The organism is Aeoliella sp. (assembly GCF_965227375.1).
In the GTDB taxonomy this organism is placed as follows: domain Bacteria; phylum Planctomycetota; class Planctomycetia; order Pirellulales; family Lacipirellulaceae; genus Aeoliella.
The window spans coordinates 361003-385384 of sequence record NZ_CBDDFX010000001.1 but is presented as its reverse complement, the minus strand read 5'-3'; the positions used below and the strand labels follow the sequence as shown (position 1 = coordinate 385384).

Sequence of the window (24382 nt, the reverse complement as noted above, 5' to 3'; positions counted from 1 at the left end):
CATTTCGACAGGAGGCTCGCCGACTGAGAAATCTGCTTTGCCGCAGCTTGCCACATTGGTTACTTGGGAGATCGAAACTCAAAGTGCCGCGGTTGGCAAAGCAATGCGTTTGATCGCGTAGATTCCTCAGTCGGCGAGCCTCCTTTCGGAATGACACCAGCTAGATAGCGTAGGGATTCACGACAAATGCCTATCGACGAGGAACAAGTCAAACGCTGGCGGCTGGTGCTGGGCGAGTCGTCGCAGCAGGCCATGCAGGATATGTTTGGCAGTGGTTGCGCACTGTCGGACGAGCAGATGGAGATGGACGAAGCGCTGGCGGCCCTGTACGACGGCGACGTCGACCAGGAAATCGACCGCGACGACTGGGAACACAAGAAGATTGGCAAGCACAGCCCCACCAAGGGGCGATCGTTTCCCAAGGTTGCCAAGTGGCTCGACCAGATTCGCAACTTCTTTCCCAAGGACGTCGTGGTCCTGCTGCAGCACGACGCCATCGAACGCCGCGGCATGAAGGAGCTGCTGCTCGAGCCCGAGCTGATGGCCAACGTCGAACCGTCGGTCGACCTGGCGGCGGCGGTGCTGGAGCTAAAGAACATGGTGCCGGAGAAAGCCAAGGCATCGGCCCGCGAGCTGGTCGCTCGCGTGGTGGAAGACCTGCGCAACAAGCTGGAGTCGGACTTTGCCAAAGCGGTGCGTGGGTCGCTGAATCGCAACGAACACTCCCCGTTCCGCAGCTTGCCGAACCTCGACTGGCCACGGACTATTCGCCGGAACTTGAAGAACTACGACCCTTCGCTCGGCACGCTGATCCCCGAGCACATGTCGTTCTTCAGCCGCCGGCATCGGCAGAACGAGTGGAACGTGATCATCGCCATGGACCAGTCGGGCTCGATGCACGCCTCGCTCATCTACGGCGGCATCATGGGGGCGATTCTGGCCACGATGCCCGCGGTGGAAACGCACGTTGTGGCGTTCAATCACTCGGAAGTGGTCGACCTGACGGAGATGTGCACCGATCCGGTCGACCTGTTGTTCGGCGTGCAACTTGGCGGGGCGGAAGACTACTGGATGGCTACGTGCTACTGCGAGCAGTTCATGCACACGCCGGCCAAGACGCTGTACATCATCATTGGCGACTTGTACGACACGAGCCCCAACACCAAGCGGTTCGTGCGGAAGATGGAGCACGTGCTGGGAAGCGGTGTGCACGCGGTGGGGCTGCTAGCAATCTCCGACCAGGGCCAACCCGCGCACAACGAGAACCTGGCGCAACAGCTCAGCAAACTCGGCATGCCCTGCTTCGGTTGCGTGCCGGAGCGCCTGCCCGACCTGTTGGCCGCGGTGCTCAAAGGCCAGGATTTGTCGAAGTTCGCCAGCGACGTGCGATTGAGCTAGAGCGCTTTCAGAATTAGCGTGCCGACTTGGCTTGTTGTGTCGGCCCGCTGCTTTGTCGGCCTGCATCGACGGATACCAATTCGCCTGCTTCGGCCTTCGCGCATCGTGCCAACACCACGGCGCCAATCCAGCACGCTAATTCTGAAAACGCTCTAGAGGGCGCCGCTAGCAGCGCCAGCCCTCGGTTCGGCCGCAAAGTTTACCCGGCTTAACTAACCGGAATATCGCGAACAATGCGGACAACCCACATCCAGTTCGCCGAAAAACTCTCGTAGTCGGCAGAACCGGTACAAACCCACCCGTGGTGGGACACTTGCTTGGACGCACCGACCCAAAGAGCGCGTCCCACCGGCCAGCCAACCATTGGGGGTGGTCAAGATTCATTAGGGGGGAATCGAGATGACAATCAGATACTTAGGGACGGCCATGTTACTGGCGGTCGCCGCAGGTTGGGCCAGCGTGTCCAGCGCTCAACAATTCAACGACATCCATCGCGTAGGGACGATCAACGAGCCCAAGTGGGAGCAAGTTGCCTTCTGCACCGACAGCGAAGTCAGGGCTGCGTTTGTCACCGATGCTTGTTGCGAGTCACCAACTTGCTGTGACGACACGTGCGACCTTGGCTGTTGCGACGATCCGTGTTGCGACATGGGGTGCTGCGACCCGTGCACTCCGCCGTGGGCGCATCGCACTGGTGTGTGGGGTTCATTCCTGTACCTGCATGCTACCGGCGCTGACATGCATCACGCTCAACAGCAGAACGGCACCGGCGGCGCCGGCACCACGCCGTTTGGATTGATTGGCGTGGCCGATCCCGATCACGAACCCGGCTTCCGTTTCGGCGGCCAGGTTGCCTGCGACATGTGCAGCAGCGTTGCAGTGAACTACACTTTCTTCGAATCGAGCGCAATCGACAGCCTGGACATTCCGCCGGGAGTCGGTGGTGGTTTGGGAACCGTCGGTTCGCTGGTGCATCATCCGCAGACCGCGGTGACGAGCTCCGCCGGCCCGGTGGACGCCCAGTACGATCTGAAGATGCAACTGCTGGACGCCGACTACCGCCGGCTGTTCCGTGCGTCGAACTGTGGCTGGATGAACTACAGCATCGGTGCCCGCTACGGTCGCTTGGAGCAGGACTTCCGCCAGTTGGGTACGTTTGCTGGTTCGTCCGGCGGTGTGATCGACACCACGACTCAGATCGACTTCGACGGCACCGGCCTGCGAGTCGGACTCGACGGCGAGCGGCTGCTCGGCCATGGCCGCTTCTCCGGCTACGGCAATCTGTCGCTAAGTGCCCTGGTGGGCTCGTTCCGCGGCGATTACCGCGAGCACAATGCCACGTCGGTGAGCGATCTGGCCATCGTCCGCTGGGAGGACGACCGCGTTTCTCCCATGCTGGAATACGAGGTCGGCCTCGCCTGGACCAGCTGCACCGGCCACTGCCGGGCCAAGCTCGGCTACACGGCCATTCACTGGTTCAACGTGGTCACGACGCCCGAATTCGTCGATGCGGTGCAGGCCGACAACTACGTCGACATCGGCGACACCTTGTCGTTCAGTGGTCTGACGTCCAGTGTCGAATGGCGTTACTAGGGAAATTTCCCCTAAAATTCGAGAAAAACTCTGACTCTTCCCATCACAGGGCCGCCCCTCGCGGGCGGCCCTTTTTTTATTGTCTGGCGGGTACGATGCCGGACGTGCTTTGCGCACGCAAAAAAGTTTCGATAACCCGCAAGGTCGTTGCCATCGGTACGGTTTTCCGATACCCTGTTACCTTGTGGGGTCGATCTACCCAACCTATGTAAGTGCTTGGGGGATGGGGAGGCTGCTCGGCCGTACACGGACGGTCTAATATTGCGCGAGGGACCGCTTGGTTGTCCGTCGTTGCATTTCTCAACTGGGGGAGTTGCGGCGGCGGGACTTGGCACCAAGTTTTGCTGCTTTGAGGTCCTCTGATGGCACGCCGTCTGCGCTCGAATTCTGCCCGTTCGTTTTCTTCCCGCTTGTTTGGCTCCGTCGATCGCACGTTGGAGTACAAACGCAGCCGCCGGCTACGGTGTGAGAACCTGGAAGAACGCCACCTGCTGGCCGTTGACGTGTTTGTCGACCCGGTCACCCAGTTTGTGACCATCATGGACGAGTCGGGCTTGGGCGAGGGAATCGAGGTTCAGCAGGACAACAACGTCACGCTGTCGCTTGGCAACTTCGACCCCGACGGCGGCGAGGGCGCCGCGCTGCAAGATGGTCTATTGATCACCGACCCGGACGGCGTCAATGCTCTTTCGCCCGGAATGCTGCAGGTAAGCCCCACCGAGGTGTTCGTGCCTCAGGACTTTGATGCCATGGTTGGTCCCGGCGAACTACTAGTCCCGATTCTGACCTCGACGGTGGTCATCGATTTGCAGAGTGGCGACGACGACCTGACTTTTGCGTTTGACCTCGACCTGGTACCGGTAATCACCAATTACGACATCCACGGCGGCGATAGTAGCCTCTTTAGCGATGTCCTCACGATGCAAGGCACGGGGGGAGTTGCCGAGTCGGTCATCATCAATCCCAGCTCCCAGGACCCCGATGTCGTCGAGATTAGCGGTTACGCTGGTGTCGCCACGCAGTCGCAAGGGTTCGAGGTGATTGCCTATACAGGTGCCGGGGTCGATGACGATCTGGATGTGAATGTTGGCGGCGGATCCAACTCGACGCGCGTGCAGCGGTCGCAAACCACCGGGCGCGATGAGGTGATCTCAGGCAACCTGCCCCGCATTCAGTACGACGGGCTGAACCAGTTCACTCTGATTTCCAGCACCGCGGACTCGACCAATACCTTTGTGCTGGACGACTTGCAGGACGCACAATCCTTGCTGTTTGATAGCCGCGCAAACGAGACGCTGGTGATCGAAGGCAGCAGTGATCGCGACGTCTTCACCGCCTCACTCGATGGGGCCGGCGACTTGCAGATTGCCGGTTTTGTGAACACGCTGAACACGGTCGCCATGCAATTCACCGACCTATTGCGTGTCGAAACGCTTGGCGGCAACGACGAGTTGGTGGTTGACGTGGCGGGTACCGCCCTCATTCGCACGCCCATCTTCTTCGACGGTGGAGTCGGCTCCGACGAGTTGCTTGTCACCGGCGAACCCACCAATGGAGTGTTCCAGGTCACGTACACTCCAGGCTTGCAACCGGATGAAGGTCAGCTGACATACGATCAGAATCCCATCGAGCAGGGCATCGACATGCAGATCGAGTTCGACAACCTCGAGCCGGTTGTCGAACTGGTGCCCGCGATGTTCCTGGTAGTTCAGGGCACCGGTGCTGCGAACCAGATGACCTATGGTCCCGCCTTGCCGGGACGTGGTCTGGTTTCCACCGATGGTTTTGAGACCATCGCCTTCGAAAACAAGGCAGAGTTGCAGATCGCCGCTCTCGGTGGTGATGACACGATTGTCATCAACAACTCCGATCTTCCCACGGGACTCACGAGCATTCTAGCGGGCGGCGATGATGGCAACGACACCATTCGCATCGAAGCGCTACCCGATGCCAGTGCCACTGCCTTCATAGGCCTGGCCGCCGACGGTGCGGGTGGCGACGACACGATCGATGGCAGCGCCATTCTCGTCGACACGCCGCTGAACCTGATTGGCGGTGAAGGCAACGACACGCTGCAAGGCGGTGCCGCCAACGATGGCCTGGTCGGCGAGTCGGGCGACGACACCATCATCGACAGCCCCGGCGACGACATCATCAACGCGGGCACGGGCAACGATACACTCATCGTCCGCGGCACGTTCCTCGGTGAGTTGATCAGCGTCGTGCAGGATGCGCCTTCGGCGGTGGTGGCCGACCCCTACATGATCTCGGTTCTGGGCCCCACGCAAGGCGTCAAGGAAATCGGCAAGATGAACCTGGGGCTCGCCCCGGCCGACCCTGCCAATCTGCCGACCCTCGAGCGGATCATCGTGGAAGGCCTTGCCGGCGACGACATTATTCGTGTCGGCCACGCCGACGAATACGCCGACATGGACGCCAACAATGGCGTACCACAGCAGACGATTCCCTACGAGGTTGTTGGCAACGGCCCCAATGCCAGCGATCGCCTCGTCGTACCCGACTTTGGTCTTGGCGACCTGGTAATTCAGCGGCAAGGCGCCGACCATCGTAGTGGCTCGGTCACCGTCGGCCCACTGGCTCCGATCGACTACTCGGAGATGGAATTCGTCAACGTCACACCGCTCGACCCCATCACCGGTGGCACCGGCGACGACGGGGCCGGCCGCTTGGTGATCTTCAAGAACGATCCGTTCGAGTCGAACGACACCCGGCCCAACGCCACGTTCCTGGGTGCGGGCCCCACGATTAACATCGATCCGACCATCGACCCGAGTGGCATCCCCGAGTTCGGCGTACCCGGCGACAACGACTTCTACCAATTTGTCGCCCAGGAAACCGGCACGCTCGACTTGCAACTCTACTTCGAAGAGATTGGCACCCTTGCCAACGGCCGCCCCGGTCTGCCAGTCAATGGCGACCTGATCGCCACGGTGCTCGACTCCGACGGAATTCCCGTGTCCATCGCCACCGCGAGCGACCTGCTCGATCCGAACGGGATCAAGATCGGCAAGCGAGTGGTTGTGCCGGTGGTTCGGAACAACACCTACTACCTGCGCGTGGAAGGACGTGCCGGCGATCTAGGTGTCACTGGTATCAACGTCTACAACTTCACGGCCATCACCACGGCCGCCCCGATACCTGAGCTTGTCGATCTGCAAGCCGATAGCGATTCGGGTCGCAACAATACCGACGACGTTACCAAGATCGAGACTCCCACGTTCAGCATCATTCTCGACGATGATCGTATCGACGAGTTCATGAACATCGACATGCTGCCCGACACGGTCGACGACGATGCCCCCACGGTCGGTTTCGACTACGGAGTCGAGGTGTTCAACAACGCCACTTCCATTGGCTACGCGTTCTACACCGGCGTGGGCAATATTTGGGAATTCACCGCCACGGCGGGCGACTTGAACGAGGGCGATTTCAACCACATCGCCGCCGCGGTCTGGATTCGCGACGCCGCCGACCCCGCGCAGCTCGGTCGCCACCTGCTTTCCGACGCCCTGCAGATCACGCTCGACACGATCACTCCGCCTGTGTCGTTCGGCCTGCCCAATGCGGTAAACGCCGAGGATGGCCTCGATGCCGCGAGCGACTCGGGTGTGACAACCATGCCGATGACCTACGCCGATCGCGTAACCAACGACACGACGCCGACCATGTGGGGACTGGCCGAGGCGAACACCATCGTCCGACTGTACCACGACGACAATGACAACGGCATTATCGATCTCGACACCGATACGTTCCTCGGCATGACCGTGGCCCTGCCCTACGATGGCAACCTGGCGTACCCGGACGGTTATTGGGAGATCGAGTCGGTACTCGACCTGAATGAGATCGTCGGTCTTCCCAAGGACGGCCTTCGCCGGTTGCTTGTCACGGCCGAGGACGTGGCTGGCAACCCCATGCCGATGAACGACGAGATCGCCGATGGTGTAGACGAACTGTTCATCTTCATCGACACCCAAGGCCCGCAGGTCTACGACCCGGCCGGCGCGACGCAGGCGGTGCACCCGACGGTCGATCCTACTTACGATCTATTCGATCCCAAGCCTTCGGTGAACGGATACACGCCGCTTACCAACCAGATCTCGATTCACGTCCAAGACCTGCCGGCACGCTCGAATGCCGATCCGAACTTCCTGTACGAAGCACTCAAGGAAGACATCGCCGAGACTTTAGGCAACTATACGCTGGTGGGCGACCACGTCGGCCACATTGGCATCATCGATGTCGACGTGATCAACGACGCACGGGTCGACGGTCAGGTCGCCACCGCGACGATCATCATCACGTTCGACCAGTACCTGCCCGACGATCGCTACACGCTCACGGTGAAAGACAATCTGGTCGACCCGGCGGGCAACAATCTGGATGGCGAGTCGAATGCCACGGGACCGCTAGACGATCCTACGTTCCCAAGCGGCGACGGCGTGCCCGGCGGCGACTTCGTAGGCCGGTTCACCATCGATTCGCGGCCGGAGATCGGCACGTTCGTGCCATCGACCATCACCATCGACATCAACGGCAACTTTGTCTGGGATCCCTCGAACGCCCAGATCGGCAACGACGCCACGAATGTCGACCTGACCTTCACCATGGACCTGCCAGGCGTGGTGCCGGGTGGCTATGCGACGCACGACACGGTGTTTGGTGGGCGCTTCGTTCCAATCGGCGCGGCGCCGGGTGGGCGACTGTTCGACCAACTCGGTGTGTTTGGCTACTCCTATGAGACCGGCGAGCACCGCTGGCTGATCGACTTCGATAGCGACGGCGTGGCCAATCTATACACCTCACAGCCACTGTTGGCCAACTTCAACGTTGCCGGAGCACTGCCCATTGCGGGTAACTTCGACAACAACGCCGCCAACGGCGACGAGATCGGCTTGTACTTCGCCGGCAACTGGGCCTTCGACTTCAACCACAACTACGTGATCGAAGCCGGCGAGGTAGTCGCGAACACCGGCCTATTGGGCCTGCCGATCGTGGGCGACTTCGATGGCAATGGCATCGACGACGTCGGCGTATTCAACAACAACATCTTCAACTTCGCGTTCAGCGTGGGCGCGTTCGGCAACTTTGGTGCCTTCGATACGCTGCAGTGGGGATTCTCCGGCGTGCTCGAGCGACCTGTGGCCGCCGACATGGACCAGGATGGCATCGACGACATTGGCCTGTTCGTGCCTCGCAATTCCTCGCAGCCGCTTCGCCAAACCGCCGAGTGGTACTTCCTGGTCTCGGGTCTCGAACCAGACAATGGCATTGAAGAGGGTGCCGAGGGTGGAGTTGCCATTGGCCTGGGCGTGCTGAAGCACCCCTTCGAGCCGGTACCGTTCGGTAACGACCTGTACGCCGAATTCGGCGACGAGCTGGCGATGCCGCTGGTGGGCAACTTCGATCCACCGGTGTCGGCCCAGACAAGTCCCGACCCGCAGACCGTCGAGGAACTGCCCGGCGACTACGACGGCAGCGGCACCGTCGACGATGGCGACCACGCTTTGTGGAAGGAAACCTTCGGAGCCGTCGGAACCGACCTCGCAGCAGACGGCAATGGCGACGGCCGGGTGAATCTGGCCGACCTGACCGTGTGGCGTAACAATCGGGGCGCGTCGGTAGTTGATGCCGCGGCCAGCACAAGCGACCTGCTTGGCGACTACGATGGCAGTGGCACCGTCGACGATGGCGACCGTGATGTGTGGATGCAAACCCTCGGCGCGATTGGCACCGGCCTGGCGGCCGACGGCAATGGCGACGGCCGGGTGAACCTTGCCGACCTGACCGTGTGGCGGAACAACCTGGGCGCAACGCGGCCCGTTGAAGCGTTTGCCGCAGCGGTGACCTCGTCGGCATTTGTTGCGGCTGCTCCCTTGGAGGCCGCCCCCGAAGAGACTCCGGCAACCGAGCCGGCAGCCTTGGCCTTGGCGCTAGAAGGCTTGGGTGCCGACGAGTCTTCCAGCAAAGACACGTCTGCGGCTGCCTCGGACGCCAACTTCAGTTCAGGTGATGACCTGCTGTTGCTGCGAAGCTCCGAAGAGGACGACGACGATTCGCTGACCGAAGAGGTCTTGGCCGAGGCCTTCGAAGTCGATAGCCAAGACGAACCCGAATTGGCGATCGACTGGGGATGGTAGCGTTCGCCACAGCCTCTTGAATGTTGGGCGAGGCGCCCAATTTTGAAGCTGGGATCGCGAAGATTCCGTCGAAACGGGGTAGACGCCGCGCAGCCGCTCACCAATATTGGTGGTGCGGTTTCGGCTCGATGCACACCACTTTGATCCTTCGGTGTTGTTCGCGCTGAGAGACGTCAGCAGCTTCCCCCGACTCTTCCGCCACGGCGCAGTGCGCGCGAACACCTCACGACGCCTCCACCCTCCCCATGACGATAATCGACTGGCTGGTAATTGCTGCCTACCTGATGGGAATGATCGGGATCGGCATCTACTTCGCCATGCAAAATCGCAGCCGCGAAGACTACCTGCTCGGCGGGCGCTCGATGAAGGCCACGGCCGTCGGTTTGTCGCTCTTTGCTTCGCTCTTTAGCGCCAACAGCTACCTGGCTTTTCCGGCCGACACGGCACTCTATGGCCCCATTGCGGGGTCCATGATCCTCTCCTACCCGATCGTGTTCGTGATTGTCGGGTATGGACTGATTCCGCAATTCATGCGATTGCGCATCACGAGTGCGTATGAAATTCTGGAGCTGCGGTTCGGAACCGGTCTGAGGATGCTCGGTGCGCTGATGTTCCTGTTGCTGCGTCTGCTCTGGATGGGCACCATCATCTACGCCACGGCAGACAAGGTGCTGGTGCCGCTGCTGAATCTCGACAAGTCTGCGACTCCTTACTTCTGCGTGGGGATCACGGTGTTGACCATCGTGTATACCGCGATGGGTGGACTTCGGGCGGTCGTGATCAGCGACGCCATTCAGTCGGTGCTGCTACTTGCTGGCGCGCTGCTTACAGTGGTAGTCGCCATGGTCGCCATTGGTGGGCCAGAGGAAATGCTCCAGGCCGAGGCGACCGAGCACTGGGCTCGATTCGACTGGACATTCGACATTTCGGTTCGGGCGACGGTGCCGATTGTGTTGGTGTCGCAGTTGGTGTGGTGGGTGTGCACATGCGGCTCCGATCAGATGGCCGTGCAGCGTTACCTGGCAACTCGCGACGCCCGCACCGCCCGCAAGATGCTGGGCATCTCGCTGGTATCCAGCGCCGCGACGATTGCCACGTTGGTGCTGGTCGGAATGGCGTTGGGCGCCTACTACCGAGAGTTCCCCAGTGAACTCGCGCCGCACACGCTTGCCTCAACGGACTGGACGAATGTGGCTTTTCCAAAGTTCATCACCCATGGCTTGCCCACCGGAATCACCGGCGCGATTATCGCTGGGCTGCTGGCCGCGGCGATGAGCAGCCTGTCGTCGGGCTTCAACTCCAGCAGCCTGGTGATCGCGGTCGATTTTCTGGACCGCATTGGCAACAAAACCACCTCGGCCATGCAAAGTCCGCTTCGCGCGCAAGCGTTGACCGTGATCGTCGGCATTCTGACCATTTTGGTGAGTTTGGCAGTCGCCAAGCTTGGCAAAGGGCACAACCTGTTCGACCTGGTGATCAACAACTCGAACGTACTGGTGACGCCACTATTCCTGCTATTCTTTATGGCGATGTTTGTACCGTGGGCCACACGTCTCGGCGTGTGGTGCGGAGTGCTGGCCGCGACCTATCTGGCGGTGAGCCTCGGGTTCTTCAACAACTTTGGGTTCGGCGGATTGTGGCAACAATCGCACCCAATGACCTTCTGGATGATGCCCGTTTCGCTGCTGGTGGGCGCAGCGGTCGGCTGCCTGGTGAGCTTGCTGCCCTGGTCGCAGCGCTGCCCTAGCCTGGAATTGGCTGCGCCGGAAGAACTCGACGGATCAGAGTAACGTCTCTGGCCGTTTGGCCCGCATCTTTAGAGCTGCAGGTCTTTTGTCCGCTTCTCCGGGCCAGCAACCGAGACCTGCAGGGTCGTCGTAGAGGGAAGCGAGTAGACCTTGGGAATTTCAACCGTTGCAACGGGCAGAGGATCGCCTTCTTTCCAGCCGGCGGGTGGCTTGTACGAAGTTAATACCACGACGTTGTACTCTCCGGGAGGCAACGTGACACGGTAACTGCCACCTTCGGCGGTCGTGACCGCAATCGGTCGTCCGCCATCCTGCGGATGGAATTGCACACTGCAGGCGCCCACTGGAGTCGTCCCCACAGTGACCACGCCCGACAGCTCGGCCATCGGCTCCGCTTTGTCGCACCCCATGAGCGGCAACGCGAATACGGCGGCAACCAATGACCAGCGACGGCAAACGAACAATGCCCTAGGGTTGCTCGACGTCAATCTCGCCTCCGTTCCGTGATGCAAGTGCCAGATAGACGTTTGCCTCCAGATCATCCCGAAGGAATTTCACACTGCCATCACCATAGGCAAAGTTCACTCCTCCAGTATGGAAACTACCAAACGGCAAATCGTTGACCGAGAGCGAATAGGCAGCCGTGTCGGGTACCGCAGGGCGATCCGTCGCGTTATCGTGCCCGATGTAGCACACCTTGTTGGGGTCATGATTGATAGGAACGCTTGCCGTGATGTTCTTCATCGCGAACAGCGCGGTGACGGGTTGTGGTCCTTCGGGCGGACCAGACGAGAATCGTCCTTGCGTTGGGTAGGTGGGATTTCTCCAGTAGGAGCCGATCATCCACGCCCGCACGCCATACCAACGCTCGCCGAGCATGATGGTGTTGCTCAATCCATCGGTGGCTGTTCGAAGCTTCACCGGCCAATCTTGAATGATCAGCCCGTCGTAGTTGTTGTTGGCAAAAACGCCAGAGAGTGAGTTGGCCACGCAGTACACACCCGACTGACGTGTCTTCGGGCACTCTCCGGTTCGACTGTAGTACGAACCTGCCACGCCGGCGTAGCTCATTTGGCGGCGATCGGCCGTGAGGTACTTTTCCTGCTGCACCTTGATTTCTGGATCGCTGGGGCAGTAGTACATCGGCATGATCAGACGGTTCAAATCGTCCATCGCCGATCCGTAGGCGTCGCCGCTGGCTGCAAAGACGTCGATGGCCTGCTCGGAAACCACGCTCCCTTCGCAGTACGGTAATACCCACACCGGCCACCCCAAGCCACTTTGCTGCTCCCCAGCGGAATTTACACCACCAGGAGGCAACGTGCCCTTCGTCGATTCGTAGTTCAGGCAAGCTAGCGCGATGTTCTTCAAGTTGTTGGAACAACTCAGCCGTCGCGCCGACTCGCGAGCCGACTGCACTGCTGGTAGCAACAACGCCACCAAGATGCCGATGATCGCAATGACTACCAACAACTCGACCAGGGTGAACGCCGAACGAGTTGAAGGTTGGTTATGGGTTTTTGCACGGACCATGAAAGTTCTTTCGAGATTAAGGAACTGCCAATGCGCGTCCCAAATAAACACAACTGCCCCTCTAGTTATCCTAGGAGGATCGACACAATAGTCGATGCGTATTCGCGCACTTTTTTATGCGCGCCGCGCAGGTTTAGAGAAGCGCATTAGCGCTCGACTTGCACCGGGGCTTCGAGAAGCTGGATGACTCCCGCATCCGCGTCCAGTCGCACTTTGACGCCCTCGGGCATGGTGCAGTTGTCTGGCTGGTGGCCAACGGGAAACCTCATCAGCACGGGGTATGGGGCGTCCTGAAAGAAATCGCGCAACACCTCCTCCATCGTCACGACTTCCGACGAGGTGTCTTCGTCGGCGCGGCGGGTGAATGCTCCCAACACGACGCCGGACACCTGATCGAGCAGCCCCGCCGACTTGAGCGTCTGCAGCATGCGGTCCACCCGGTACGGAGCTTCGCCAACGTCCTCGATGAACAAGATGTTGCCGGCTGTTTCGACTTCGTAGGGTGTGCCCATCAGTGCGTGCAGTAACGATAGGTTACCACCGATCAGGCGTCCTTCCGCCTGGCCTGGAACCAGGGTGAGGGGCTTTTGCTCCACGTTGTCCGCCTCTTCCAATTGCAGCGGGTAGGCGAAGTTCGGCGCTTCGTAGTTCTTGGCCAGCAGCGCTCTCCAGAAGGTTCGCTTAGCAAACGGCGACAGACCGCCCTTGGTGCCCAGGCCGTAACTGGCGACCGGCGTGTGGAACGTGATAAGCCCTGTCTTCTGGTGAATCGCCACGTGCAGCGCGGTGATGTCCGAATAGCCTGTGAGTATCTTGGGGTTCGCTCGGATCTTGTCGAAGTCGAGCCGGTCGAGGATCCGCGTCGCGCCGTACCCTCCGCCACCCGAGAAGATCGCGTCGACCTCTTTGTCGGTAAACGCGTCCATCAACTCGTCGGCCCGCTCCTCGTCGGTCCCGGCCAGATAGCCGTGCGTTCGGAAGAGGTTATCGGGAATCTTGACCTTGAAGCCCATCGCCTCCAGTCGCTCTTTGGCCAGCATGATGGCCTCGCGCTGGAGCGGCTTGGCGGGCGCGATGATGGCGATGGTATCGCCGGGCTGGAGCGCTTTGGCTTTGAGAATCGGCTGCGGCTCATTGCCCAAGGCAGCGTGCGACATGGCAATCACCACGAAGATCGAGATCAGAATGCGAGTCATCTTAGTGTGGTACCTGCGTAGCTATTTCTTGGAGGGTACGATCTTGTTAAGGGGCAGTTTGGCGTACCGAGTGGAGTCGATTTCGGCGAACGCCTGCTGGTGGATCGACCGCAGGGCGTTCATCAGGGTGACGTAGTGTAGCTCGTCTCGCCCGTTTTCCTGACCCTCGGGCCACCCGCCCGCTTCGAGCAGCATGGTGGATGCCCCTTGCGCCTGCACCCACTCGCCGAACGCGGTGGGCATGTAGCCGGCCTCGTAGCGAGTGGAGTGGCCGGGCAAGAGTCGCTCGCCGACGGCAAACATCTCAATCGCCAGTTGCCGGGCGCGAATCACGCTGGGCGAGTCGCTGTCGTCGTAGTCGAGCGGCGGCGCCAGCACACTCAGCACGGCAATCTTACCTGTGCCGGTAACGGTTTTGTCCGCACGCTGATTGTGGAGGTTGAAACCGAAGTGGGGCTTCAGTTTGAGCACCGTGTCGTGAAGGATGCGGCCTTCGCGCGTGTTCAATTCGACCGCATCGCGATTGACATCGATGCCTTGGGCGTTCTCTCTCGTTTGCCGCTCAGCCCCGTCGGGATTGAGCATGGGAATCACATGTAGCGAGCAATCGCCCAGGAAGTTCGCTCCGTCGAAGGCCTGGTTGCCCAACTCCACCAGCGTGTTGAGCACTGCCAGCACGACCGATGTGTGCGTCGACTCATCGCCGTGCATTTGCGTCCACATGAAGATTCGTCGCTCGCCGTTGCCCATGGAGAGCATGCGAATCGTGCGACCCTCCAGCGACTGGCCCAGCACCTGCTGCCGCACGCGTTGCGGCACTGCCTTGCCGGCGCTGTCCGACAGCAAATCGTTCGCCAACTTTGCGACGTCCGCTTCGCGGAGTAGTTCGCTGCGCTCCTGCCAGACCCTGTACTTAGGATACAGGTCGCGGAACTTTTTGTCCTGCGGCGCCAATTCCTGGAACGGAAACTCACGCATGGGCATGTCCATCCACTACGTTAAGGTAAGCAGGATCTCAATCAGGCCATCAGCGACCAGCTGCCGCCGCTTTGGGAGCACCTTCCGACAGTTCGCGCTGGGTAGACCACACATAGCGGAACAGGTTCCGCATATCGGAGTATCGCGCGTCGCTGCAACTCGAACCAAGCACCACGCCGAAAGTTTCGCGGCCATCCCGCACACCACAGGCAATCAGGCAAGCACCGGCTGCGCCGGTGGTGCCCGTCTTGACGCCAATGTATCCCTCGTGGCCGAGCAACCGGTTCGTGTTGTTCCACACCACTTCTCGTTCGTAGCCAGCCTCCGACTGAACCGTGTAAACGTGCTGCCGCGTCGATACGATCTCGCGAAGCAGCGCGTGCTTCATCGCCTCCCGGGCGAGCAGGGTCATGTCCCAGGCGGTGGTCACGTGTCCCTTGGCCGTGAGGCCGTGGGGATTCTTGTAGCCCGTGTTCTCCATGCCAAGCCGCTTCGCCTCGGCGTTCATCTCGGCCACGAAGCGGTCGTAGCTGGTTCCTTCTCCAACGGGACGAATCTGCTCGCCAAAGTGTTCCGCCAGCGCCACCGAGGCGTCGTTTCCTGAAGGCAACATCAGGCCATACAGCAACTCTTTCACAGGCAGCTTTTCGCCCTCGCGCACCGCGGATGTCGAACCGGGCGTTTCGTCGGCTCGCTTGGAGAACGTCACGACCTGGTCGAGCGCCTCGGGATGTTCTTCCGCGTACGTCAGTACCAGGTGCGCGGTCATGATCTTGGTAACGCTGGCCGGATCGCGCGTTCTGCGCTCGTTGTTGCCGGCCAGCATCTCGCCGGTCTCGCCATCGACGAAGCACCATGCCTTGCAGGTAACCACCGGAGGTCCCTCCAGCGATTCCGGCGGCCGCTTTTGGGTGTTCTTGCGGGCGACAGCCCTCGGCGAAGGCGCCGGATCGTCTGCGGTTACCAGCGGGCCCAATTTGGCCCAAACGCTTCGGTCGACGACTCCCGTCGGTTCCAAGCCGGCTTGCTTCTGAAACGCCAGCAATGCCGACTCGGTGTTGGGGCCGAAGTCGCCGTCGACTGACAAACCGGGCGAGGGCTTCAGGCGGACGTTCAAGGTGCGCTGCAGGCCTTCGACCAGCGGCCCGGCGGAGCCAAGCTTCAGGGTGCGCGCCACCTGCACCGGCTCGGCCTCCGTATCGCCCACAAAGTGCGAGTAGGCGGCCTTGGCGATTTCGGCTGTCAGCCGTTTGGCTTCGTTGTCGTCGTCCCAACTCTTATCCTCATTGCCGGTGGTGAGCACCGCGATCGCAATCGGGCCAGCGGGAGAGTAGATGATGCCTGCATCGGTTCGCGAGTCGCCCACCGATCCTGTCTTGTGCGCCACCCGTGTTCCTTGTGGCAGGTAACGCGGTAGACCGTTGGTCGACAAGCAGTCCGCCATGTAATCGAGAACTTGTTTGCTCCGCTGGCTGTTGACGAACTCTCCCGCCTCGAGCTTCTCCAACAGCGTGACCATGTCCTGTCCACTCGTGCTGCCGAGTCCGTACTTCTTGCTTCGCTCGAGGTTGTTCGACGTGTCGCGGCGATACACTTTGGCGTTGAGCCGCGTGGCGTCGCAACCCATTTCGGCCATCAGTTCGTTCGTGGCGTTGAGGCCCACCTGGTCGATTACCAGGTTGGTCGCCGTGTTGTCGGAGTAGGCCATCATCAAATGAATCGCGTCGTGCAGCGACAACTCGAGGCCGGGCGAGAAATGCTCGGTCAGGATGCCGGAACCTGGCACCTGGTCTTCCTTCTTGAGTTGGATGCGATCGTCGAGCGATACTTTGCCTTCCTCCAGCGCCTTCGCGGTCGCCATGAGCAAGGGAAACTTGATCAGACTAGCCGTGGGCATGGCGACTGTTTCGCGATGCTTGAATGTCTGGCCGGAGGGAAGGTGTCGGATCATCACGCCCACCTGTCCTCGATGTTGCTTGATGAGCGGCTTGAGTTGCGCTTCGAGCTTGGCGATGTCGGCCGTCGGTTTCGATGGCTTGCTTTCCTTGGCTGCACACACCGACGGCAAACCGGCGGACACCAGCAGCAGGGCGAGGGCGGGGACCAGAATTGAACGCAGTAGAGGGCTCTTCATGTTTGGTTCCTGACTAAGTGCGAAAGCCTGTGCCAGTGAGTTAGTGTACCGAATCGCTTCATGCGGAGACGGCGGTGCCGAACAATTCGGCGCGGAGCTTCACGACCTCGGCTGCCAGCGGGCCGGCGCCGTCGCGGAACACGTCGCAGACCACCAACCCCGTTTCGTCCTGCACGCGTTGGCGATGCTCTTCGGCCTGCTGGGCATCGAGCAATCGCCCGTTCATGGCGAGGCCAATCACCTTCGAGGGCATGTGCAGCGCGGCCAGGTTCTCGTACGCCGCGATCAACTTTGGCAGCGGTGTGAGAGGGATGTGGGGCATGCCACTCACCGTGGTGCGTCCCGCCTCGAACACCATGATCATGCCATGCGGCACGCACCCGTGCAGCAATCCGGCCGTGACAGCCGAATATCGCGGGTGGGCCAAAGAAGCTTGCCCTTCGATCACCAGAATGTCGTGGTGCTGTTGGGCGAGAATCTGCTTCTCGATCGCGCCGTTCACGAAGTCGCTCACCACGCAATCGATGGGACACCCATCCCCCTCGATCATGATGCCGGTCTGACCGGTGGCGACGAACTTGGCGTCTTGCCCTTGTCGCTTGAGTTCGTTGGCCACTTCCACCGAGGCGACCATCTTTCCGATCGAACAGTCGTGTCCCACGGTGTGAATGCGCAAGCAGTCTTCCCGCAGATCGAGTCGATTCGAAACGTCGCGCTCGTTGTTCTTGCGAATGTCGACAAGCTGCACTCCGTGTTGCTCGGCCGCAGCGACCAGTTGCTCGTCGTTGGACAAGAAGTCGTGCAATCCCGAGACGATCTCCATGCCTCGTGCGATGGCCGATAGGATGATCGGCTTCCACTCGGCAGGCAGCTTGCCGCCCATCGGTGCGATGCCGATGAGCAGAGCATCGGGACTATCCACGTCGTCCAGCGATCCGATGATCGGCGTGTCGCCGCCTACGCCCATCAACTCGCCAGCGGTCTTTCCCGCCTGGGTAGTATCGAACAGGGCAGCCACATCGCCGCCACGGTAGCGGAGCACCGCCCAGGCCGTTTTGGCGGTGATGGGATTGGTGTGCCCTTGGGTCAGTATGACGATACGATTGCTGCGCATTGCGAAGCCACCTCAGTGGAACTGGATACGGGGTTAGCTTGGCGATTACCCCTTCGGATGATGGTAGCCACCCGCCTGATGTATCATAAGGGGCCGATGCGCAAGCGAATCCCCGGTTCGCGCAGCGAAGGGTCGATTTCCAACACCCCAGCACGCCTGCGTGAAAACAAGAGAAGTCTGCGCATATCTCATTGTATATGCGGGCAAGTTCACTAAGCTAGGAAACTGGTGAGAGTGCAACGCTCTCACGGGCAGCACGCCATCCCGCCGCTTGCGACGGGGTGGCGTTTTTTTATGCGCTTCACTCGGCAAATAGTGTCTTGCGGAAACTGCGGGGAGTCATACCGAACTGTTTACGAAAGGCGATGCCAAACCGAGTGGTGTTGGAAAACCCTGAGGCCATCGCCACTTCGGTAATGGACATATCGCGTTTGCCCAACAAAGTACGACCCCGCTCGAGCTTCGCCCGGCGAATTTCTTCGGCAGGCGATCGGTCGAGGTAAGAGCGGAATTGGATCTCCAGACTGCGACGCGAAATCGGCACCTCGCGCAAAATGTCGTCGACCCCAATGCCGCGGTGCGCATGATCCTGGATGTACCGCAGTGCTTGCACCACAGCGGGGTCGTCGATGGAGAGTATGTCGGTGGAATGGCGACTCACGACGTCGTGTGGCTTGACGACAATGGGCTCTTCGGGCACTGGCGCACCTTCCATCATGGCGGCCAACAGTTCGGCAGCTTGATAGCCAATTCGCTCGCTAGCGGTGGAGATGGCCGACAGCGGCGGCATCGACACCTCGCACAGCAGCTCGTCGGAATCGCCCGCCAAAATGGCGACTTCGTCGGGTACTCGGATCTCCGCGAGGTGGCAAATCTCCGCAATTTGGTGCGCGTGGTGGGCGTCGACAGCAAGAATCGCTACAGGCCGAGGCAGCGAAGCCAGCCAGCGGCTGACGCGCCGCTGTTGTTCGTTCCAACTGATGCGCCGCCCCGCGCGATATCCCGGACGATACTCGTGGCATTCGAAGCCGGCCTCTTTCACGGCCGCGGCAAAAGCCTTGCCACGGCGATTGCTGTAACGGTTGCTGGGCGGAGCAAAGTAGGCGTAGTTGGTTAGCCCTCGGCCTCCCAGATGCTCCACGGCGAGCTTCGCTCGCGCCTCTTCGTCGGTGATCACCTTGGCGATGTCCGCCTGAACTTCGAATACATCGTCCACGTCGACCACCGGCAGACCACTGGCGGCCAGTTGTTCGTATTGCATACGACTGGCGATGCGGGCGATCACGCCATCTCCGCGCCAGCCATCAGGCAGGGCCGAGCGGTACTCGTGGTCGCGGGGATCGATCAGCAGGTGCCAGGCGGCATGCTTCTCAGCGAAGCTGGCAATCCCACGGATAACCCGTCGACCCCACGTCGACTCGGTTTCGATCAGCAGGGCCACTCGCAGCACTCGCAATTGGTCGGTCCGCAAAGTCGTGTTTTGATTGGAGGTTGTGGCCATCTTCTAATTCAGATGAGAGAAATGGGGCGGCCGATGGCTACTCATCCGCCCCGCTGCATGTTAGTCTAAGTACGCTGCTTTGATGCGCGAAAGCGATATTCATTTTACGCAGCGTGCCCGGATATTGCGACCGAAAAGAGACCGCGGGCGTGAATTTCGCCGGTTTTTTTGACCAAGAACGGGGCGGCGAGAGAAACAAAAGGACAAATACGTGCCAGCAAAGAAGGTCTACAAGTCGATCGGCTTAATGAGCGGCACTTCCGCCGACGGAGTGGACGCTGCCTTGGTGGAAACCGATGGGGAAGAGAACATCGAGTTCCACGGTGGATTAACGCTGCCGTACGACGAGACGCTGCGCGGACTGCTGCTCGAAGCATCGCAGCATAACCTGCCCACCACGGAATTGCTGCGGCTTGAGAAGCAGGTGACGCTGCACCATGCGGAAGCGGCGCGCGCCTTGATCTCGAGACTGGGCAAGGTAGGCGACGAAGCTTCGGTGCTTGGATTTCACGGCCATACGGTTCGACACCTACCGCAGGAAGATCTCACGCTGCAAATCGGCAACCCTTGGCTGCTGAACGAGGCGGTGGGCCTACCCGTGGTAAGCGATTTCCGCCGTCGCGACATGGCTAAGGGAGGGCAAGGCGCTCCGTTGGTTTCGATGTTCCACCAGGCGCTGTTTGCCAAGGAGAAAGGGCCCACTATCGTCTTGAACCTGGGCGGCGTGGCCAACATCACCTGGCTCGGCGAGAACGACGACATCATCGCCGGAGATACTGGCCCCGGCTGTGGCTTGCTCGACGAGTGGGTGCAGGAGATGGCGAGCATGCACCACGATGTCGATGGCAAACTCGCCCAGCAGGGCACCGTGCAGCAGGACCTGGTTGAAGAGGCACTCGACCGAGATTTCTTCCGCCGTCCGCTGCCCAAGTCGGCCGATCGATTCGACTTCGACCATGTGGATGTTTCAGGCCTGAGCGTCGAGGACGGCGCAGCCACGCTGTGCGCCATCACCGTGCAAGCGATCGTACGAGCCGTGGCGACCATGCCCGCCAAGCCGACCAGCATCTGGGTGACTGGCGGCGGCGTGCATCATCCGGTGATCATGAAGCTGTTGCTGGAGCACTTCTCCGAAGTGAACTCCGTCGATCGGCGCGGCTTCAACCCCGATACGCTCGAAGCCGAGTGCTTTGCCTGGCTGGCGGTGCGTCACTTGCGAAAGCTACCGCTGTCGATCCCCGAAACCACCGGCTGCCGTGAGGCCTCGACCGGTGGCGTGCTGGTGGACTAGAGCGTTTTCAGCTTTAAGGCCGACGAATTCTGCACACGATTCTGCCTACTCGACGAATCGAATCGGCTGGCTAAACGCCGTATCGTCGAGCAACTCTCGCACGCACTCCAGCGGTTCGGTCACGAACTGCACGGCGGCGAAGCCGCGAACGTCGACCAACGCCCGCTCGAGCGGTTGCCGCAGGGGACTTCCCGGCTTGAACAACCCACCCGTGATGGCGACCGGCACCTCGCTGCTCGCTAAATTCAGGCGTTTCGCGGCGCGGTCCAACAGCGCCTCGAGATGCTCGATCGTCTGCTCAACGATTCGGAGCGCGACGTCGTCTCCCGCTTTCGCACACTCCAACACGATCGGAGCCATCGACGCAATCACCTCTCGATGGTTCTCGCACCCGTAAACGGTCTGCTTGATGGCCGAACTGCTCTTGGCCTGAAGCTGCTCGGCAACTTGTTGCGAAAGCTGCGAAGGAGCCACGCCGGTTTCGAGTTCCAGCAGCGTTTGCCGGAGGGCCTCGCGTCCTACGCTGTAGCCGCTTCCTTCGTCGCCCAACAGGTAGCCCCAACCGCCGGCAAGCACGTGATCGCCGGAAGCATCTCGCGCAATGGCTGTTGCTCCCGTGCCCGAGATGAGTCCCGCAGCGGGACCGGTGGACGCGGCCGCGGCGAGTATCGGAATCACGTCGGGAAACACGCGGCACTCTTTGGCGAAGCTGCGGCACTGAAGCAATCGCTCCAACTCCGCTCGCCGACCATCGTCCACCGTGCCGGCCACGGCAATCGCGGCACGACCGATGGGCTCATCGCTGGTGAGTCGTGCCGACTGCCTGGCGGATGCAATGGCTTCGACAATAGCAGCAGCGGCCGCAGTGGCGCCAATCGCATTGGGATTGCTGCCGGAAGAACGTCCCTCGCCGAGTACAACAAACTGACCGGTGGACCGCTCGAGCACTTGGCAGTCGGTCTTCGTGCCTCCCCCGTCCACAACAAGGCAGAAGTCGGCAGTAGCGGCGCGATGGCTCATGGTCGATGACCGAGCAACGCGAAGCGCGGGTGGCTCGGAGCAAGAGTCAGGATGACTTATTCGTGGCCAAAGCCTGTTGGAGATGCCCCTTGCAAGTGTGGAGCACACGCCGGGCTGCATCGGGCGGATGGCCGCTATGGAAAGATAGTATAGCAGTCTTCACTTCGCCGTTGCAGTCTTTCAGAAGTTGTTGCGCTGCGACTTCGGTTAGCTTGGTGGACACAGCGACGATTCGCGTGGCTCGCGCCAGCAACTTCGAGTTCGTCGCTCGCAAGTCGACCATCAAGTTGCCGTAGGTCTTGCCGAGTTGAATCATCACTCCAGTGCTCAGCATGTTAAGCACCATCTTGGTCGCCGTGCCTGCTTTCATGCGAGTTGATCCACTAAGAACCTCAGGGCCGACGACGGGAATGATGTTCACGTCACAACGAGTGGTCAGCTCCGCGTCGCGGTTGCAAGCCAGCCCAACACGGAAGGCCCCAACCTGGCGAGCGTATTCCAATCCCCCCAGAACGTAGGGGGTGCGTCCACTGGTGGCAATGCCAACCACAGAATCTTGCGACGTGAGACCGATCGATTTCAGATCGTCCTCACCAAGCTGAGGGTTGTCTTCGGCGCCTTCGATAGCGGAGGTGAGCGCATCGAGTCCTCCGGCAATCAAACCAATCACGTTACTGGGATCGGTGTTGAAAGTCGGTGGACACTCCACCGCATCGAGTACACCCAACCGTCCCGAAGTTCCCGCGCCAAAGTAGATCAGACGACCACCCGTGGCCAGTCTTGCCGAGATCGTTTCGATGGCCGAAGCGATAGCCGCGGACTGCTCCCCGACAGCAGCCGCGACTTTCGCGTCTTCTGCGTTGATGAGTTGAACAATCTCAGCAGGAGTAAGCGCATCGAGCATCTCCGATGCTGGATTGCGCGCTTCAGTGGTTAACGAGTCAAGCATGGTCGCCGCTTGGTTGCAGTTTGGTGAAGACGAATCGTTCGCCAGTTCCTTGGACTTGGAGTATTCTAGATGATGACTTGGTCGATTCCACTAGCAGTGCGCAAAACGAATACAAAGCTGCGCTGCCCTGCCTATGGACTCCGATTATTGCGGAACTTAACTTGAATTTCGGCGCCTTTGATCGACCCACGCATCCGGCCGTCACGCCCGCTGGATGGAAGCACGCGCCCGTCCCCCGTTTCGACGAGCCGCTACAGTTAAGCCGCTCCTGTACTCTAACCTCTCGTCGTTCATGGCCTCAGTAGACCTCTGGATTATCGGCTGCTACCTGCTGGTTACGCTGGCGTTGGGAGCCTGGTTCGGACGAGGTCAAAAGAACCAAGCCGACTTCTTTCTAGGCGGACGCGACCTACCTTGGGCAGCGTTGTTGTTGTCCATCGTCGCCACCGAGACAAGCACCGTCACGTTCCTAAGCGTACCGGGAAAGACCTTCGTCGAAGGGGGAAACTTCTACTTCTTGCAGTTGGCCATCGGCTACATCGTCGGCCGGATTGCCGTGGTTATTCTGCTGCTGCCGATACACTTTTCTGGCCAGCCACTGACCGCTTATGCGGTTCTTGAACAGCGATTCGGCACCGCGACCAGGCAGATGGCTTCGATTGTGTTTCTCTTAGCGCGCACTGCTGGCGATGGCTTGCGATTGTTGCTTACGGCCCTTGCACTACAACTAGCGCTCGATTGGCCCATCGAGCCATGCGTGCTCGCCATTGCTGGCGTTGCGGGCGTGTATTCGCTGTGGGGTGGAGTGAAGTCGGTGGTCTGGAACGACTGCTTGCAGTTCGCCATCTACACGCTCGGTGCATTCGTAATTCTGTGGATGATACTGCAGGAACTGCCGGGCGGTTTTTCGCAGCTCAAGGAGTTTGCCGTCGAAACCCACCGCGACCGATTTTTCGATTTCACACTGCCATTTACGAGCCAAGTTGACCACACCACCTTCTGGGCAGGGCTGTTTGGCGGCGCGTTTCTCAGTCTGGCAACCCATGGCGCCGACCACCTGATCGTGCAACGATACTTATGCGCGAAGAACCAGAAATCGGCGGCGCTGGCCCTGGCCACCAGTGGCCCGGTGGTCTTCTTGCAGTTCGCACTGTTCCTAGTGATTGGCTTGGGCGTTGCGTGCTACTTTAGCGAGTTCGCCCCCGAACAACTTGGCACTCCCAAGGACCAGGCGCTCGCCAAGTTTGTTGTCGAAGAACTTCAACCGGGCGTTCGCGGACTCATTCTCGCGGCGGTGTTCGCCGCGGCCATGTCGACGCTCTCCAGCTCGGTAAACTCGTCGGCCAGTTCGCTGATGGACGACCTGCTGGCCCCCTGGGTGCGACACTGGTCGGACAAGAAGACCTTGCTGGCCGCCCGAATTCTGACCGCTGTGTTCACCGCCGCGCAAGCACTCGTGGCGATTGGCGTTTATCATGCACAGTACGACAAATCCATCATCGACCAAGTGTTGGCCATCGCCGGGTTTGCAGCCGGACTTCTGTTGGGACTGTACTTCCTGGGGATGTGCGTCGGCCGGGCAGAGAACTGGCAAGCGATCTCCGCGCTGCTTACGGGGGCAGCGGTGACGAGTTACGCACTTGCATGCAAAGCCAATGGGTTGTGGTTTCCCGTAATTGGTGCGGGCACGACCTTGGCGACCGGCATCGTCCTTACGCTGATGTTCCCTCCTTCCGAACCGCACTCCAAAGCCGATTCGTAGAAAG

Annotated in this window: 15 protein-coding genes; 6 read left to right on the top strand and 9 right to left on the bottom strand. The window is 60.4% G+C overall.

Going from position 1 to position 24382, the window contains the following annotated elements:
- The first annotated feature begins 186 nt into the window (after positions 1-186).
- The 4 genes from ACQK2L_RS01640 (at position 187) to ACQK2L_RS01625 (ending at position 10942) form a co-directional block, all read left to right on the top strand.
- Complete coding sequence (locus ACQK2L_RS01640) at positions 187-1398, top strand: VWA domain-containing protein (RefSeq protein WP_425395190.1); 1212 nt, start codon at positions 187-189, stop codon at positions 1396-1398.
- 399 nt (positions 1399-1797) lie between these two features.
- A complete protein-coding gene (locus tag ACQK2L_RS01635; protein WP_425395189.1) occupies positions 1798-2991 on the top strand; it encodes an Lpg1974 family pore-forming outer membrane protein in 1194 nt (397 codons plus the stop codon).
- 362 nt (positions 2992-3353) lie between these two features.
- Positions 3354-9152 (top strand): hypothetical protein, encoded by a 5799-nt coding sequence (locus ACQK2L_RS01630; protein ID WP_425395188.1) that lies wholly within the window; start codon positions 3354-3356, stop codon positions 9150-9152.
- A gap of 245 nt (positions 9153-9397) precedes the next feature.
- Positions 9398-10942 (top strand): sodium:solute symporter family transporter, encoded by a 1545-nt coding sequence (locus ACQK2L_RS01625; RefSeq protein ID WP_425395187.1) that lies wholly within the window; start codon positions 9398-9400, stop codon positions 10940-10942.
- A gap of 26 nt (positions 10943-10968) precedes the next feature.
- Here the strand turns inward: ACQK2L_RS01625 and ACQK2L_RS01620 are convergent, their stop codons facing one another.
- The 7 genes from ACQK2L_RS01620 to ACQK2L_RS01590 all read right to left on the bottom strand — a co-directional run bounded on the left by ACQK2L_RS01620 (position 10969) and on the right by ACQK2L_RS01590 (position 19356).
- Positions 10969-11310, bottom strand: coding sequence for a hypothetical protein (locus ACQK2L_RS01620; RefSeq protein WP_425395186.1), 342 nt, complete (start codon positions 11308-11310; stop codon positions 10969-10971).
- A gap of 58 nt (positions 11311-11368) precedes the next feature.
- Complete coding sequence (locus ACQK2L_RS01615; protein WP_425395185.1) at positions 11369-12433, bottom strand: DUF1559 domain-containing protein; 1065 nt, start codon at positions 12431-12433, stop codon at positions 11369-11371.
- A gap of 146 nt (positions 12434-12579) precedes the next feature.
- Positions 12580-13629 (bottom strand): S66 peptidase family protein, encoded by a 1050-nt coding sequence (locus ACQK2L_RS01610; protein WP_425395184.1) that lies wholly within the window; start codon positions 13627-13629, stop codon positions 12580-12582.
- Positions 13630-13650: 21 nt separating this feature from the next.
- Positions 13651-14607: a M14 family zinc carboxypeptidase gene (locus ACQK2L_RS01605; protein ID WP_425395183.1), complete on the bottom strand. Its 957-nt coding sequence runs from the start codon at positions 14605-14607 to the stop codon at positions 13651-13653.
- 49 nt (positions 14608-14656) lie between these two features.
- A complete protein-coding gene (locus tag ACQK2L_RS01600; protein WP_425395182.1) occupies positions 14657-16741 on the bottom strand; it encodes a serine hydrolase in 2085 nt (694 codons plus the stop codon).
- Positions 16742-16799: 58 nt separating this feature from the next.
- Positions 16800-17855 (bottom strand): DUF1611 domain-containing protein, encoded by a 1056-nt coding sequence (locus ACQK2L_RS01595; protein ID WP_425395181.1) that lies wholly within the window; start codon positions 17853-17855, stop codon positions 16800-16802.
- 301 nt (positions 17856-18156) lie between these two features.
- Positions 18157-19356, bottom strand: a complete 1200-nt coding sequence (locus ACQK2L_RS01590; protein ID WP_425395180.1) for a substrate-binding domain-containing protein — start codon at positions 19354-19356, stop codon at positions 18157-18159.
- A 211-nt stretch (positions 19357-19567) separates the two neighbouring features.
- Here ACQK2L_RS01590 and ACQK2L_RS01585 point away from each other — a divergent pair, with 211 nt between their 5' ends.
- A complete protein-coding gene (locus tag ACQK2L_RS01585) occupies positions 19568-20647 on the top strand; it encodes an anhydro-N-acetylmuramic acid kinase (RefSeq protein WP_425395179.1) in 1080 nt (359 codons plus the stop codon).
- A gap of 45 nt (positions 20648-20692) precedes the next feature.
- On the opposite strand, the gene ACQK2L_RS01580 is transcribed toward ACQK2L_RS01585, so the two are convergent.
- Positions 20693-21667 (bottom strand): N-acetylglucosamine kinase, encoded by a 975-nt coding sequence (locus tag ACQK2L_RS01580; protein WP_425395178.1) that lies wholly within the window; start codon positions 21665-21667, stop codon positions 20693-20695.
- A gap of 46 nt (positions 21668-21713) precedes the next feature.
- Positions 21714-22616 (bottom strand): N-acetylmuramic acid 6-phosphate etherase, encoded by a 903-nt coding sequence (murQ, locus tag ACQK2L_RS01575; protein WP_425395177.1) that lies wholly within the window; start codon positions 22614-22616, stop codon positions 21714-21716.
- 292 nt (positions 22617-22908) lie between these two features.
- Here murQ and ACQK2L_RS01570 point away from each other — a divergent pair, with 292 nt between their 5' ends.
- The gene (locus ACQK2L_RS01570) at positions 22909-24378 is read left to right on the top strand and encodes a sodium:solute symporter family transporter (RefSeq protein WP_425395176.1); all 1470 of its coding nucleotides are present in this window, start codon (positions 22909-22911) and stop codon (positions 24376-24378) included.
- The last annotated feature ends 4 nt before the right edge of the window (positions 24379-24382 follow it).